General features: G+C 66.1%; 10 protein-coding genes and 1 pseudogene. 2 read left to right on the top strand and 9 right to left on the bottom strand.

Features of this window, described 5'->3' with window-relative positions:
* Positions 1–6: 6 nt before the first annotated feature.
* The 4 genes and pseudogenes from ndk to F9K07_RS13315 form a co-directional block, all read right to left on the bottom strand.
* A complete protein-coding gene (gene ndk, locus F9K07_RS13330) occupies positions 7–432 on the bottom strand; it encodes a nucleoside-diphosphate kinase (RefSeq protein WP_159593822.1) in 426 nt (141 codons plus the stop codon).
* A gap of 114 nt (positions 433–546) precedes the next feature.
* A complete protein-coding gene (locus F9K07_RS13325; protein ID WP_442907426.1) occupies positions 547–1,971 on the bottom strand; it encodes a pseudouridine synthase in 1,425 nt (474 codons plus the stop codon).
* A gap of 205 nt (positions 1,972–2,176) precedes the next feature.
* Positions 2,177–2,641, bottom strand: a pseudogene (scpB, locus tag F9K07_RS32270) (SMC-Scp complex subunit ScpB); the annotation flags it as partial.
* A 201-nt stretch (positions 2,642–2,842) separates the two neighbouring features.
* A complete protein-coding gene (locus tag F9K07_RS13315; RefSeq protein ID WP_236581949.1) occupies positions 2,843–3,814 on the bottom strand; it encodes an RluA family pseudouridine synthase in 972 nt (323 codons plus the stop codon).
* 158 nt (positions 3,815–3,972) lie between these two features.
* On the opposite strand from F9K07_RS13315, the gene F9K07_RS13310 reads away from it, so the two are divergent.
* Positions 3,973–4,737, top strand: coding sequence for an outer membrane protein assembly factor BamD (locus tag F9K07_RS13310; RefSeq protein WP_442907425.1), 765 nt, complete (start codon positions 3,973–3,975; stop codon positions 4,735–4,737).
* On the opposite strand, the gene F9K07_RS13305 is transcribed toward F9K07_RS13310, so the two are convergent.
* Positions 4,700–6,748 (bottom strand): ATP-dependent DNA helicase, encoded by a 2,049-nt coding sequence (locus F9K07_RS13305; protein WP_159593812.1) that lies wholly within the window; start codon positions 6,746–6,748, stop codon positions 4,700–4,702. The genes F9K07_RS13310 and F9K07_RS13305 overlap by 38 nt on opposite strands.
* Before the next feature lie 167 nt (positions 6,749–6,915).
* Here F9K07_RS13305 and F9K07_RS13300 point away from each other — a divergent pair, with 167 nt between their 5' ends.
* On the top strand, positions 6,916–7,671 hold the full coding sequence (locus F9K07_RS13300; RefSeq protein ID WP_159593810.1) for a PP2C family protein-serine/threonine phosphatase: 756 nt from the start codon (positions 6,916–6,918) through the stop codon (positions 7,669–7,671).
* A gap of 170 nt (positions 7,672–7,841) precedes the next feature.
* Here F9K07_RS13300 and zapE read toward each other — a convergent pair whose 3' ends face one another.
* The 4 genes from zapE to F9K07_RS13280 all read right to left on the bottom strand — a co-directional run bounded on the left by zapE (position 7,842) and on the right by F9K07_RS13280 (position 14,681).
* Positions 7,842–8,939: a cell division protein ZapE gene (gene zapE / locus F9K07_RS13295; RefSeq protein WP_159593808.1), complete on the bottom strand. Its 1,098-nt coding sequence runs from the start codon at positions 8,937–8,939 to the stop codon at positions 7,842–7,844.
* A 13-nt stretch (positions 8,940–8,952) separates the two neighbouring features.
* Positions 8,953–10,380: a dihydrolipoyl dehydrogenase gene (lpdA, locus tag F9K07_RS13290; protein ID WP_159593806.1), complete on the bottom strand. Its 1,428-nt coding sequence runs from the start codon at positions 10,378–10,380 to the stop codon at positions 8,953–8,955.
* A 63-nt stretch (positions 10,381–10,443) separates the two neighbouring features.
* Positions 10,444–11,703, bottom strand: a complete 1,260-nt coding sequence (gene odhB, locus F9K07_RS13285) for a 2-oxoglutarate dehydrogenase complex dihydrolipoyllysine-residue succinyltransferase (protein WP_159593804.1) — start codon at positions 11,701–11,703, stop codon at positions 10,444–10,446.
* Between the two features lie 86 nt (positions 11,704–11,789).
* Positions 11,790–14,681 (bottom strand): 2-oxoglutarate dehydrogenase E1 component, encoded by a 2,892-nt coding sequence (locus F9K07_RS13280; protein ID WP_159593802.1) that lies wholly within the window; start codon positions 14,679–14,681, stop codon positions 11,790–11,792.
* Between the last annotated feature and the right edge of the window lie 85 nt (positions 14,682–14,766).

Below are 14,766 nucleotides of genomic sequence, written 5' to 3'. Positions count from 1 at the left end.
CCATGATCAACGCGAATAGACGTTGAGGCCGGCAAAGAAGAACGCCACTTCGGCGGCCGCCGTTTCGGGCGCGTCGGAGCCGTGCACGGCGTTGGCATCGATGCTGTCAGCGAAGTCGGCGCGGATGGTGCCGGCGGCCGCCTTCTTGGGATCGGTCGCGCCCATCAGGTCGCGGTTCTTGGCAATGGCGCCCTCGCCTTCCAGGGCCTGGATCATCACCGGGCCGGAGATCATGAAGTCGACCAGGTCCTTGAAGAAGGGACGCTCCTTGTGCACCGCGTAGAAAGCTTCGGCTTCGCCGCGCGACAGGTGGGCCATGCGAGCGGCCACGACCTTCAGGCCAGCGGCTTCAAAGCGGGCGTAAATCTGGCCGATGACGTTCTTGGCGACGGCGTCGGGCTTGATGATCGAGAGGGTGCGTTCGATGGCCATAAAAATCCTGAAGTTTCTGGGTCAATCTGCCGAGGCCGGCTTGGCCTCACAAAGCCCGCGATTCTACATTGCCCAGGTGTCGGTGCTGCACCGCACCAAGGCGAGGAGACCGTGTCAGCGCCCCCCGGAGCGGCCCCCGCCGCCACGGCGGCGTGGACCACCACTGGGACCACCCCGAGCAGCGTCTTGTTCCCGGCGGCGTTGCAGTGCATCCTGCCCGATGTAGCCAAAGGAGGTCTTCATCGGATCGGGCTGCTGCGACCCCGACGCGCCCTGCCCCTTCCCGCCTTTGCCGCCACGCGGCTTCGGCCCACCGGGCGCGCCGCCCGTGCCGCCGTAACCGCCGTTGTCCCGGCGATCACCAAACCCGCTGCCCTGCGGTCGGGCACCCTTGGCGTTCTGCTTGCCGCGCTGCGACGGATGCCGGCCACCTGGGCGCGGCCCGCGCGCACTGTCGTCACCGCGCTCCAGCCCGGCGGCGGCACTCAGGCGGGCGATGTCGCGCTCGTCCAGCTCCAGCCAGACGCCACGCTTGAGGCCGCGCGGCAGCATCACTGCGCCGTAGCGGATGCGGATCAGGCGGCTGACGGCATGGCCCACCGCCTCGAACATGCGGCGCACCTCGCGGTTGCGCCCCTCGCCGATGGTCACGCGGTACCAGCAGTTGGCGCCCTCGCCCCCACCATCTTCGATGGAGGCGAACTGGGCCACGCCGTCGTCGAGCTGCACGCCGTCGAGCAGGCGCTGCTTTTCCTCGTTGGACAAGGCTCCCAACACGCGCACGGCGTATTCGCGCTGCAGACCGAAGCGCGGGTGCATCAGGCGGTTGGCGAGTTCACCGGAGTTGGTGAGCAGGAGCAGGCCTTCGGTGTTCAGGTCGAGCCGACCGACCGACTGCCACTTGCCCTGCATCAGCCTGGGCAGACGGCGGAACACCGTGGGCCGGTTCTGGGGGTCGTCGTGCGACACCACCTCGCCGGCCGGCTTGTGGTACGCCAGCACGCGCGGTGGTGGTGGCGTCATGCGCACCCGCACCGGCTTGCCATTGACCTTGATGACGTCGCCGAACTGGATGCGCTGGCCGATGTGGGCCGGTTCGCCATTGACGGAGATCCGGCCTTCAAGAATCAACTGCTCCATCTCCAGGCGCGAGCCCATGCCGGCCTGCGCCAGCACCTTGTGCAGCTTGGGCGATTCGGCCTGCGGCGCGAGCACCCGCTTGGCGGGCAAGGGCAGGTCCTGCGCCTGGACGGCGTCGAAGGCGCCACTGACCACATCGTCAAACGCCAGGGCATCTTCCGAGGTGTGTGGGGCCTGCGGCTTCTTGCCTGCCGCATCGGGCGCTGCGGCCGCCTCGACGCCCTCGGGTGTGGAGGCCGCCGCGTCGGACACGGGCTCAGGGTTGGGTGGGGGGTTCTGCGCCGGGTTCATGGTCTTCCTGGGTGGGCGGGGCCGAAGGCTCGGCTTCGCTGTCGCCTGAGGCGGCTTCGGAAGGAGCTTCGTCGGCGAGCGGGGGCGTCTCGGCCTGGGTGGGGTCATCGGTCTCTGCGGAGGCAGAAGCTTCGATGACGTCGATGACGGCGGTGGCCTCGGCAGCTACTGCCGTTTCAGTGGGCTCAGCGGTTTCCGAACCGTCGACACCGACTTGGGACGACAGGGATTCGAAATCCAGCCGGTCCAGCGCCGACTCCTGGACCTCGTTGCTTTCCAACGGTGGCAACTGGTCCAGCGACGACAGGCCGAGATCGTCGAGAAACTGGCAGGTCGTGGCGAACAGCGAGGGACGGCCCACGGTTTCGCGATGCCCGATCACCTCGATCCAGCCACGGTCCTCCAGCTGCTTGATGATCAGCGAGCTGATGGTCACGCCCCGGATGTCTTCCATGTCACCGCGCGTCACGGGCTGGCGGTACGCGATGATGGCCAGCGTCTCCATGGTGGCGCGGCTGTAGCGCGGCGGCTTCTCGGGGTGGAGCCGATCGAGGAAGGGGCGCAGCTCGGGCCGGCTTTGAAAGCGCCAGCCCGTCGCCACCTGCACCAGCTCGACGCCGCGGCCGGTCCATTCCAGCTGCAGGTCGCCCAGCAGGGTCTTGAGTGTGTCCGCCGACAGTTCGGACTCGAACAACGTGCCCAATTCCCGAACGGACAGCGGCTGGGGTGCGCAGATCAGCGCGGTCTCAAGGACTCGCTTGGCATCCGTGGTGTTCATGGCGTCAGTCTGTCAAAAACCGGTTGTGACGCACCGGCACAGGGGGTGGGCAAGGGCCCGTCGCTCGCGCACAGGCAAAGACGGGGACGGCCGTTGGCTCGGAGCACCGCAACGAAAAGCATCGGCAGGCCCGGCAGAAAACAAGAGAGTGGGTTCAACGCCCCGGCACCGTCTGACGGTGCTCGGTGGCAGCGCGGCTTCTCATTCGAAGAAGCCACCGTCCACACGCGGCCCATTGTAGCGGAGCCCGCTCTGCCCCAAGGCGTTGAGCATGTCCTGGGGCAGTGGCGAGCGAAACACCAGCGCCTCCCCCGTGATGGGGTGGCTCAGCCGCAAGCGGGCAGCATGCAGCGCCTGGCGCGCCATCCCCCACTTGGGCCGGCCGCCATAAACGGTGTCGCCCACCAAGGGATGTTGGAGCCAGGCCATGTGCACGCGGATCTGGTGGGTGCGCCCGGTGTGCAATTTGCAGACCACCAGGCAGGCATCCTGCGTGCCTTCGAGCAGGCGCACCGTGGTCTGGGCCGGTTTGCCCGTGCTGCCGTCGGCATGGCGCACGACGGCCATGCGCAGGCGGTTGTGCACGTCGCGCCCAATGGGCTGGTCCACGACCTTTTCGCTCTCGCCCAACCAGGCGCCATGGGCCAGCGCGAGGTATTGGCGATCGACCTCGCGCGCGGCGATGGCGCGCGTGAGCGCCTCAACCGCCGGGCGCGACTTGCCCACCAGCATCAGGCCGGAAGTGTCTTTGTCCAGCCGGTGCACGATGCCCGCACGCGGCAGGCCCGCCGCGCCCGCGTGGTGCGCCAGCAGACCGTTGAGCAAGGTGCCGGTCCAGTGGCCCGCTGCGGGATGCACCACCAGTCCGGCGGGCTTGTGGATCACCAGCAGATGGGCATCTTCGAACACGACGTCCAGCGCCATCGCCTGAGGCACGAAGGCCTGTGCCTGCTGGGTGGGCCGCAACTCGACCGCCAACCGATCGCCCACGGCCAGGTGAACCGAGGCTTTGCGCAGCGGCGCGCCGCGAAGCACGGCCGCGCCCTCCACGATCAGTTGCTTCAGATACGAACGCGATAATTCGGGAATCAAATGCGCCAGGGCCTGGTCGGCGCGCCAGCCGTGCATCTCGGCAGGCACCTCGAGGTGCCGCGTTTCGACGTCGAGCAACATCTCGTCACCGGGTGCAACAGGCTCGCCCTCCCCGCTCTGCGCGAGGGCAGCCCCGAGACCCCCCGTCGATATAATTTGCGCTGCCAATCCCATTGATTCCTTGTAAAGGTACGCCCGTGATGTTGACGTTCAGATTATCGGCTGTGCCCGCTTATGCCATGGCGTGTGTGCTCGCATTGAGCGCGTGCAGCACCACCAAGGTGGACGAGACCGCTGGTTGGAGCCCGAACCGCATCTACAGCGAAGCCACCGAGGAGCGCGCCGCGGGCAACTACGAAAAGTCGGTGACGCTGCTGGAGAAACTCGAGGGGCGCGCAGCCGGCACACCGCTGGCCCAGCAAGCCCAGCTCGACAAGGCCTACACCCATTACAAGGCGGGCGAACAGGCCCAGGCCCTGGCGGCCATCGACCGCTTTCAGAAGCTGCACCCGGCCAGCCCCGCGCTGGACTACGCGCTGTATTTGAAGGGCCTGGTGAATTTCAACGACAACCTGGGCCTCTTTGGTGCGCTGGCGCGCCAGGACCTCTCCGAGCGCGACCAGAAGGCGGCCAAGGAGTCGTTCGAGGCGTTCCGCGAACTCGTCACACGCTTCCCGGACTCGCGCTACAGCCCCGACGCCCGCAGCCGCATGACGTACATCGTCAACTCGCTGGCCCAATACGAAGTGCATGTGGCGCGCTACTACCACAGCCGTGGCGCCTACGTGGCCGCCATCAACCGCGCGCAAACCGCGCTGACGGACTACGCCGAGGCCCCCGCCAGCGAAGAGGCCCTGTTCATCGTGGTGAGTTCCTACGATGCGCTGGGCATGGTGCAGTTGCGCGACGACGCGCGCCGCGTCATGCAGGCCAACTACCCGCAGAGCGAGTACCTGAGCAAAGGCTTCAAGTCGTCGTCCGGCCCGTGGTGGAAGATCTGGTAAGCACCAGCGCGTCGAGCGCCGCGTCCATATCGGCTTCGTCCAGCAGCCGGCGCATCTCGGGCAGGGCTGCCAGCAGACGGCTGCCGTAGGCACGCGTCAGCAAGCGCCGGTCGCCGATCACCAGCACGCCGCGATCGCTCTCCGAACGGATCAACCGGCCCATGCCCTGCTTCAGGGCCATCGCGGTGTGCGGCATCCACACGTCGTCGAAGGCGCTCAAACCTTGCGCCTCGAACCGCTGGCCCCGCGCCTGCATGAGGGGGTCGTCCGGCGGTGGAAACGGCAGCTTGTCGATGACCAGCAGTTGCAGCGCGTCACCCACGAGATCCACGCCCTCCCAGAACGAAGCCGAAGCCACCATCACGCGGGCATGGTCCGCTTCCCGTCGAAACCGCTCCAGCAACGCGCGTTTGGACAACCGGCCCTGTTCCAGTACCTGCAAGGGCGCGCACAGCCCCTGCTCCGAGCGGGTGCGCAGATGCTGTGCCAGTTGCGCGGCGGCGCGCAATGTCGTGGTCAGCACGAGCGTGCGTCCACCCAGGCGCGAGGCCCAGCGGGCGACCGCTTCCGCCAATGCGGCGGTGTGCGCTTCGTCGCCGGGTTCGGGCAGGTGCTCGGGCACGTACAGAGCGGCCTGCGCCGCGTGATCGAACGGACTCGGCACGCGCAGCGTGCGCAGGTGCGGCATGCCCTCCAGACCCAGGCCCCGGGTGAACCAGCTGAGGGCATCGTCACCACCCAGCGTGGCCGACGAAAACACCCAACTGCGCGGCCGCTGCACCGAGATGTCACCGAGAAGATGCTGAAACAAGGCCGATGCGTCGGCTGGCGCGCGCACCACGCGCCATTGCCCAGCGGCGCCCCACTCCACCCACTGGGCGGTATGGGTCAGCCCGTTCGCCTCGGCGCCCGAGCGCAGGGCACGCCACAGCGCGCGAAAGGCACCTGCCCGCGACAACAGGCGCCGCAGGCCGGGCGACGCCTCGGACGTCGCCTGCAAGGCGACGCCGCATTCGCGCAGCGCCTGGTCCAGCACACCGCCCGCCTGCGTCCACGCGGCCAGGTCCACATCCTGCGGGCATGCACCGGACCACCGATGCCGCGCACCTGACGCGCGCGAGCGGGGCACCATGGCCACACCGCGCGTGGCCTGCTCCAACACCAGGGCCAGATGCGCCCACGGCTGCTGTCCACGCGCCGCCTGCGGACCTTCGCGGGCGATGTCGCGCGCCAGCTCGCGCAAAGCCCCAGCGTCCACCGAATGACCGAGCAAGGGAATGCCGGTGTCGTTCAATTGGTGCGCCTCGTCGAAGACCACCACCTCGGCCGAGGGCAACAGCGTGGCCACGTCGGCCTCCTGCAGCAGCTGATCGGCGAAGAACAGGTGGTGGTTGATCACTACCCACTCGGCGGACAAGGCTTCGTGGCGCGCCCGGTTGACGTGGCATTGCGCGTGGCGCGGGCATGGGGTGCCCACGCAGTTGTCCCGCGTCGAGGTGATCAGCGCTCGCCAGGGTGTCTGCTCATCGAACCCCGCCAACTCCGCCAGATCACCGCTGCGCGACCCTTGCGCCCAGCGCAGCACCTGCGCCAATCCTGCCGCGATCGCGGGGTCGCGCAATGCGCTGGATGCGGTCCCATGCAAAGCTTGCTCCACCCGGTGCAGGCAGACGTAGCTCGACCGCCCTTTCAAGACAGCGGCGCGCACCGGCAGTCCCAGGGCACGCACCACCAGCGGAATGTCACGCGTGAAAAGCTGGTCCTGCAGCGCCTGGGTGGCCGTGGACAACAAGGCTTTGCGCCCGCTCAGCAGCACCGGTACCAGATAGGCCAAGGTCTTGCCGACACCGGTTCCCGCCTCGACCGCGAGAGATTCGCCGGCTTCGATGGCGCGTGCCACGGCCGCAGCCATCGCCCCTTGGCCGGGTCGCTCCCGCCATGCGCCGCGCTTCTGCGCCAACGGGCCAGCAACGTCGAAAGCCGCGGCCACCTTGTTTTCCAGTTCGCTCAAGCCGGTTCCATTCCAAGTTGAAGCAGCAGGGCCGCGAGGGATGTTTGCATGCTCAGCTCCACAGCGCGCAGGGCTTCACACTAACGAGATCGGCATGGCTGCATGCCTCGCATATGGGGCTACCATTGCGTGCCTCTTCTGCCTCGCACACCACATCCATACCACCCATGTCCAAAGGCTACCGCATCCAGGCCTCCACCGGCATTCACCGGGGCGACCGCGACTACCAGCAAGACCAGGTCAACCTGCTGAGCCATCCCCGCAGCGCCTGCATGATGGTTGTGCTGGCCGACGGCATGGGCGGGCGCAGCGGCGGGCGCAAGGCCTCTGACCAGGTCATGCTCACGGCCAAGCAGTTGTTCGAACGCTACGACCCCGACACCGATGACGCCACGGCCCTGTTGCGCCAGATCGTCGAGGAGTCGCATCTGGTGATCAAGCTCACCGCCGTGTCGGCCGAGCAGGAACCCCACAGCACCGTCGCGGCCTTTCTGATCAACCCGGCCGGCGACTGCCACTGGGTGCACGCGGGCGATTCGCGCATCTACCACTTCCGCAACGGCCGGATGGTGTTCCGCACCCAGGACCACTCGTATGTCCAGTCGCTGGTGAACCAAGGCGAAATCACCGAAGAAGAGGCGCTGGACCATCCCCACGCCAACATCCTCATGGGCTGCCTGGGCACCGAAAACGATCCCCCGGTGGACCTTCACGTGGTGCCGCACCTGAGCGCGGGAGACGCGCTGATGGCGTGCAGCGATGGCATCTGGCATTACTTCACCCCGGAAGAACTCTCGAGCACCTTGGCCATGCTGCCACCGCGCGAGGCCTGCGAGTTCCTGATCCAGAAGGCGCGCACGCGCGCCAAGGGCATGGGGGACAACCTGTCGCTGGCGATCGTGAAGCTCGAACCGCTCGACTGAATACAGAACACCCCCCTGCGCCGCTGCGCGGCTTCCCCCTCTGTGGCGCGCCTTCGGCGCTTCGAGGGGGACGGCATCTCGGGCCGGCGCAGCCGGCGGACCCTTGATGCCTCTGGACTGATGCACGCTCGCCGGCGAGACGGCGGCTGCTGTTCCCCGGGCCGGTGAGGTCAAGTCAAGCCGGTGTCCACCAACCGGTGCTCGAGCGACAGGAATTCCTGCGACTGCATTTCGGTCAGGCGCGAGACCGTGCGCGGAAATTCGTGCGACATCGGGCCTTCGACATAAAGCTCTTCCGGCGGCACCGCCGCCGACATCACCAGCTTGACCCGGCGGTCGTACAGCACGTCCACCAGCCAGGTGAAGCGCCGCGCTTCGGAGGCCTGGCGCACCGCCATCTGCGGCACGTTCGAGAGCATCAGCGTGTGGAACTGGCTCGCGATCTCAAGATAGTCGTTCTGCGAACGCGGTCCGCCGCACAGCGTGCGGAAATCAAACCAGATCACACCACCGGCGCGCTTGACCGCTTGAATCTGCCGTGCCTCGATATGCATGACCGGATCCTGGTCGCCCACGTCGGCCAACGCACGGAAGGCCTCCTCCATCGCCGCGTCGGTCTGCGGCCCGAGCGGGCAGTGGTAGAGCTGGATGTGGTTCAGGGTGCGCCGACGGTAGTCGGTGCCGTTGTCCACACTGAGCACTTCCAGCCGCTCCTTCAGCAGTTCGATGGCAGGCAGGATGCGGTTGCGGTGCAGGCCGTCCGGGTACAAGCCGTCCGGGTGGAAGTTGGAGGTCGTGACGAATCCCACGCCTGCCTTGAACAAGGCGTTCAACAAGCGGTGCAGGATCATGGCGTCCGTGACGTCGGCCACGTGGAACTCATCGAAGCAGATCAGCTTGTACCGCTTGGCGATGCGCGCGCCGAGTTCGTCCAAAGGATCCGCCTGGCCCTGCAGGTCGCGCAGCTCGCGGTGCACTTCGCGCATGAACTCGTGGAAGTGCAGGCGCGTCTTGCGGCGCAGCGGTACAGCTTCGAAGAAGCACTCCATCAAAAAGCTCTTGCCCCGCCCCACGCCGCCGTACATGTAGACGCCTCGCGGAATGTCGGGGTTGATGAACAGCTTCTTCAGCGAGTTGGAACGCTTGCGTTTGTATACCGTCCATTCGGACGCGCAGCGCTCGAGCGCTTCCACCGCCCGCTCCTGAGCGGGGTCGGACGTGTAGCCGCGCTCACGGAGCGCGGCTTCGTAGATGCTGCGAACGCTCAAGACCTGCGCCGGCTCAGAAGTTCAGCGTGCGCTTGTCCACCGCCAGCGCGGCCTCCTTCGTCGCTTCCGACAGCGAAGGATGTGCGTGGCAGATGCGCGCGATGTCTTCGGCGCTGGCCTTGAATTCCATGGCCACCACGGCTTCGGAAATCAATTCGGAGGCCATCGGGCCGACGATGTGCACGCCCAGGATTTCATCGGTGGCGGCATCGGCCAGGAACTTCACCATGCCGGTGGTGTCACCCAGCGCGCGCGCGCGGCCATTGGCCAGGAATGGGAAGGTGCCGGCCTTGTACTTGGCGTCGCGCGCCTTGAGCTGCTGCTCGGTCTCACCCACCCACGCGATTTCCGGGCTGGTGTAGATCACCCACGGCACTGTGTTGAAGTTGACGTGCCCGTGCTGGCCCGCGATGCGTTCTGCCACCGCCACGCCCTCTTCCTCCGCCTTGTGCGCCAGCATCGGGCCACGCACCACGTCGCCCACGGCCCACACGCCCTTGAGGCTGGTGCGGCATTCCGCGTCCACCACGATGGCGCCGCGCTCGTCAAGCTGCAAGCCCACGGCTTCGGCGTTCAGGCCGATGGTGTTGGGCACGCGGCCGATGGAGATGACCAGCTTGTCGGCATCGAGGCTCTGCGCCTCGCCTTTGGCGTTGGTGTAGGCCACGTTCACACCCTTTTTGCCGGTCTTGACCTCGCCGACCTTCACGCCGAGCTCGATTTTCAGACCTTGCTTGTCGAAGGCCTTCTTGGCCTCCTTGGCGATCTGCTCGTCCACCGCGCCCAGGAAGGTGGGCAGTCCTTCGAGCACCGTGACCTCGGAACCCAGGCGGCGCCACACCGAACCCATTTCCAGGCCGATCACGCCGGAGCCGATCAGCACCAGCTTCTTGGGCACGGCGCCGAGGCGCAGCGCGCCGTCGTTGGACAGCACGGTCTCTTCATCGAACGGGACACCCGGCAGCGCGCGGGCATTGGAGCCCGTGGCCACGATGATCTGCTGGCCGGTGATGACCTCTTCCTTTGCGCCTGCAACCTGGATTTCGTAGCCGGCCTCGACCGCCTTCACGAACGAGCCGCGGCCGTGGAAGAAAGTGACCTTGTTCTTCTTGAACAGGTACAGGATGCCATCGTTGTTCTGCTTCACCACCGTGTCCTTGCGGCCGATCATCTTGGCGATGTCGATCTTCACGTTGGTGGCGCTGATGCCGTGGTCGGCGAAGTGCTTGTTCGCGTGCTCGAAATGTTCGGAGGACTGCAGCAAGGCCTTGCTGGGGATGCAGCCGACGTTGGTGCAGGTACCACCCGGTGCCGGGCCCCCGGCCGCGTTCTTCCACTCGTCGATGCAGGCCACCTTGAAACCGAGTTGCGCTGCACGGATGGCCGCGATGTAGCCGCCGGGACCACCGCCGATGACGACGACGTCAAATGCTTGGGACATGTTGTTTTCCTGAATTCAAAGGGCCAACGCCCCTGGCGGGGCGTTGGCAAGCAAAGTTTTCGATCAGATGTCGAAGAGGATGCGCGCCGGATCTTCCAGCGCTTCCTTCATCGCGACCAACCCCAGCACGGCTTCGCGGCCGTCGATGATGCGGTGGTCGTACGACATGGCAAGGTAGTTCATCGGACGGACCACGATCTGGCCGTTCTCCACCACCGCGCGGTCCTTGGTGGCGTGCACGCCCAGGATGGCCGACTGCGGCGGGTTGATGATCGGGGTCGACAGCATGGAGCCGAAGGTACCGCCGTTGGAGATGGAGAACGTGCCACCGGTGAGGTCGTCCAGGCCCAGCTTGCCGTCCTTGGCCTTCTGGCCGAACTCGGCGATCTTCTTCTCGATGTCTGCAAAGCTCATCTGGTCGGCATTTCGCAGAATAGGCACCACCAGGCCGCGCGGCGACCCGACGGCAATGCCGATGTCGAAGTAGCCGTGATAGACGATGTCGTTGCCGTCGACCGAGGCGTTGATGATCGGGTACTTCTTGAGCGCGTGCACCGCCGCCTTCACGAAGAAGCTCATGAAGCCTAGCTTGACGCCGTGTTCCTTCTCGAACTTCTCCTGGAACTTCTTGCGCATCTCCATCACGGGGGCCATGTTCACTTCGTTGAACGTGGTCAGGATGGCGTTGGTGGACTGCGATTGCAGCAGGCGCTCGGCAACGCGGGCGCGCAGGCGGGTCATGGCCACGCGTTCTTCGGGGCGGTCGCCCAGGTCGGGCGCCACGGTCGGCACTTGCGGCAGCACCTTGGTGGGCGCGCCGGTTGAAATCGCCACCGGAGCCGCAACGGCAGGCTTGGGCGCGGCCACGGCCGACAGCACGTCGCCCTTGGTCACGCGGCCGTCCTTGCCGGTGCCAGCCACCGAACCGGCAGCCAGGTTGTTGTCGGCCATCAGCTTGGCGGCAGCGGGCATGGCCACACCTGCCTTGGACTGAGCGCTCGCAGCGACGGCAGCGGGCGCTGCTGCAGTTGGAGCGGCGACCGGTGCGGGCGCGGCCGCTGGTGCGGCAGCGCCAGCCACCGCAGCGGTGTCAATGCGCGCGATCACCTGTTCGGCGGCCACGGTCGCGCCGTCGCCCTGCACCAGTTCCGCCAGCACGCCCGCAGCGGGCGCGGGCACTTCCAGCACGACCTTGTCGGTTTCGATCTCGATCAGGATTTCGTCCGCGGCGACGGCTTCGCCGGCCTTCTTCTTCCACGTCATCAAGGTGGCTTCAGCCACCGATTCGGAGAGTTGCGGAACTTTGACTTCTACGATTGCCATGTGTGTTCTACCTGGAATTTTGTGGGGTGCGTCGGACAGACCAGCCACACGGCATCAGTGCCATGGGGCCGGCCCGGTCATCCGGTTCACTTGGTGAGGATGAAGCCCTTGAGCTTGGCGAAAGCAGCTTCGATGAGCGCCTTCTGCTGCTCCTGGTGCAAGTGGGCATAACCCACGGCAGGTGATGCCGACGCGGTGCGCCCGGCGTAGCCCAGCTTCTGACCATCGAGCATGTTTTCGTGGATGTAGTGCTGCACGAAGAACCAGGCGCCCTGGTTCTGCGGCTCGTCCTGGCACCACACGATGTCGGTGGCGTTGGGGTACTTGCGCAGCTCCGCGCCGAACACCTTGTGCGGAAACGGGTACAGCTGCTCCACCCGCAAGATCGCCACGTCGTCCGCATCGCGCTCTTCGCGCTTCTTCACGAGGTCGTAATACACCTTGCCCGAGCAGCAGATGACGCGCTTGACCTTCTCGGCCTTCTTCACCACGTCGGCGTTCTGCTCCGGAATGACGGTCTGGAAACCGCCCTTGGTGAACTCGGACAGTGGCGAGGTCGCATCCTTGTTGCGCAGCAGCGACTTGGGCGTGAAGATGATCAGCGGCTTGCGCAGCCCGCGGATCATCTGGCGGCGCAGCACATGGAAGATCTGGCTGGCCGTGGTGGGCTGCACGAGCTGCATGTTGGTGTCGGCGGCCAGCTGCATGAAGCGCTCCAGGCGCGCCGAGCTGTGCTCCGGACCCTGGCCTTCATAACCGTGCGGCAGCATCAGGGTGAGGCCGTTCACACGGCCCCACTTCACTTCGCCGGAAGCGATGAACTGGTCGACCACAACCTGCGCGCCGTTGAGGAAGTCGCCGAACTGCGCTTCCCAGACCACCAGCGTGTTCGGGTCGTTCGAGGCGTAACCGTACTCGAAACCGAGCACGGCCTCTTCGGACAGGATGGAGTCGATCACCACGAACGGTGCCTGGTTGTCGGCCACGTTCTGCAGCGGCACGTAGGTGCCTTCGTCGTACTTCTCGCGGTTCTGGTCGTGGATCACCGCATGGCGGTGCGTGAACGTGCCACGGCCGCAGTCTTCACCCGACAGGCGCACCGGGAACCCACTGGCCACGAGCGATGCGAAGGCCATGTGCTCGCCCATGCCCCAGTCCACCGGGATGTCGCCACGGCCCATGGCCGCGCGGTCGGCGTACACCTTCTTCACCAGTTGGTGCGGGGTGATGTTGTCCGGAATGGCCGTGAGCCGGTCGGACAGGCGCTTCCACTCGGCCATGGGAATGGCGGAGTCGGAGACATCCGTCCACTTCTTGCCCAGGTACGGGCTCCAGTCGACCGCGAACTTGCTCTTGAAGTTGGTCAGCACCGGGTCGACGGTGTGGCGGCCGTCGTCCAGCGCGGCGCGGTAGGCCTTGACCATGTCGTCGCCCAGCGTGTCGCCCAGGCCTTGCGCGGCCAGCTTGTCGGCGTACAGCTTGCGCGTGCCGGGGTGGGCCGCGATCTTCTTGTACATCAGCGGTTGGGTCAGACTCGGGGTGTCCTGCTCGTTGTGGCCGAGCTTGCGGAAGCACACGATGTCGACCACCACGTCCTTCTGGAAGGCCATGCGGAATTCCAGCGCGAGCTGGGTGGCGAACACCACCGCTTCCGGGTCGTCGCCGTTGACGTGCAGCACCGGCGATTCGATCATCTTCACCACGTCGGAGCAATACAGCGTGGAGCGGCTGTCGCGCGGGTCGGAGGTGGTGAAGCCGATCTGGTTGTTGATCACCAGGTGCACCGTGCCGCCGGTGCTGTAGCCACGCGTTTCGGCCAGCGCCAGGGTTTCCATCACCACGCCTTGACCGGCAAAGGCCGCATCGCCGTGCACCAGCACGGGCAGCACCTGCTTGCCCAGCGGATCGCCGCGGCGGTCCATGCGCGCGCGCACCGAGCCTTCGACCACCGGGTTCACGATTTCGAGGTGCGAAGGGTTGAAGGCGAGCGAGAGGTGCACCGGACCGCCAGGGGTGGTCACGTCGGAACTGAAGCCCTGGTGGTACTTCACGTCGCCCGAAGGCAGGTCTTCGGGCGCGGTGTGGTCGAACTCGGCGAACAGGTCCTTGGGCATCTTGCCCAGGGTGTTGACCAGCACGTTGAGGCGGCCGCGGTGGGCCATGCCGATGACGATTTCCTGGATACCGACCTGGCCGGCTTCCCGGATCAGCTCGTCCATGGACGCAATGAAACTCTCGCCACCTTCGAGCGAGAAACGCTTCTGGCCGACGTACTTGGTGTGCAGGAAGCGCTCCAGGCCTTCGGCCGCGGTCAGGCGGTCGAGGATGTGCTTTTTCTTCTCGGCGTTGAACGCGGGTTTGGTGCGCGTGGCTTCCAGGCGCTCCTGCCACCAGCGCTTCTGCGCCTGGTCGGTGATGTACATGTACTCGGCGCCGATGGAGCCGCAGTAGGTCTCGCGCAACGCGTTCAGCAGATCGCGCAGCGACATCGTTTCCTTGCCGAAGAACGTGTTGCTGGTGTTGAACACGGTCTCGAGGTCGGCATCGGTGAAGCCGTAGAACGAGAGTTCGAGCTCGGGGATGTGGGCACGCTCGGCGCGTTTCAGCGGATCCAGATCGGCCCAGCGGGCGCCGACGTTGCGGTAGGCGGCAATGAGCTGCTGGACGGCGGTGCGCTTGCGGGCGAGTTCGGAGTCTGCGCCAGCAGCCTGGACCACGCGGGTACCACCTTGTTTGGCGCGCTCGGCGAAGGCGTTGATGACCGGCAGGTGGGGAACGTCTCGGGCGTCGGTGCCATCACCGGCCGGCACATTCTGCAAGGCGTCGAAGTAGCCGCGCCAGTTCTCGGGCACGCTGCCTGGGTTGTCCAGGTAGTTTTCGTACATCTCTTCCACGTACGGCGCGTTGCCGCCGAAGAGGTACGAGTTGCCCTTGTAGGCAACATACACGTTGCCCCCGTTCGATTGGGAATCGCTCATAAATCCGCTGACCTCCGTTTCCCTTCAGGAAACATAAGCTGGTTAGAAAAACCTTCCGCGGCACGGCTGGACCGTTAGGCGGATG

The sequence above is a fragment of the Hydrogenophaga sp. BPS33 genome, from assembly GCF_009859475.1.
Taxonomy (GTDB): Bacteria; Pseudomonadota; Gammaproteobacteria; order Burkholderiales; family Burkholderiaceae_C; genus Hydrogenophaga.
The sequence above is the reverse complement of the archived record's forward strand: the minus strand, read 5'-3'. Positions and strand labels throughout refer to the sequence as shown.

Coding starts and splice junctions, on each gene's coding strand:
- F9K07_RS13300 (WP_159593810.1), top strand. CDS start 6,916: ATGTCCAAAGGCTACCGCATCCAGGCCTCCACCGGCATTCACCGGGGC.
- F9K07_RS13315 (WP_236581949.1), bottom strand. CDS start 3,814: ATGTTGCTCGACGTCGAAACGCGGCACCTCGAGGTGCCTGCCGAGATG.
- lpdA (WP_159593806.1), bottom strand. CDS start 10,380: ATGTCCCAAGCATTTGACGTCGTCGTCATCGGCGGTGGTCCCGGCGGC.
- ndk (WP_159593822.1), bottom strand. CDS start 432: ATGGCCATCGAACGCACCCTCTCGATCATCAAGCCCGACGCCGTCGCC.
- F9K07_RS13310 (WP_442907425.1), top strand. CDS start 3,973: ATGGCGTGTGTGCTCGCATTGAGCGCGTGCAGCACCACCAAGGTGGAC.
- F9K07_RS13280 (WP_159593802.1), bottom strand. CDS start 14,681: ATGAGCGATTCCCAATCGAACGGGGGCAACGTGTATGTTGCCTACAAG.
- odhB (WP_159593804.1), bottom strand. CDS start 11,703: ATGGCAATCGTAGAAGTCAAAGTTCCGCAACTCTCCGAATCGGTGGCT.
- F9K07_RS13325 (WP_442907426.1), bottom strand. CDS start 1,971: ATGACCCCACCCAGGCCGAGACGCCCCCGCTCGCCGACGAAGCTCCTT.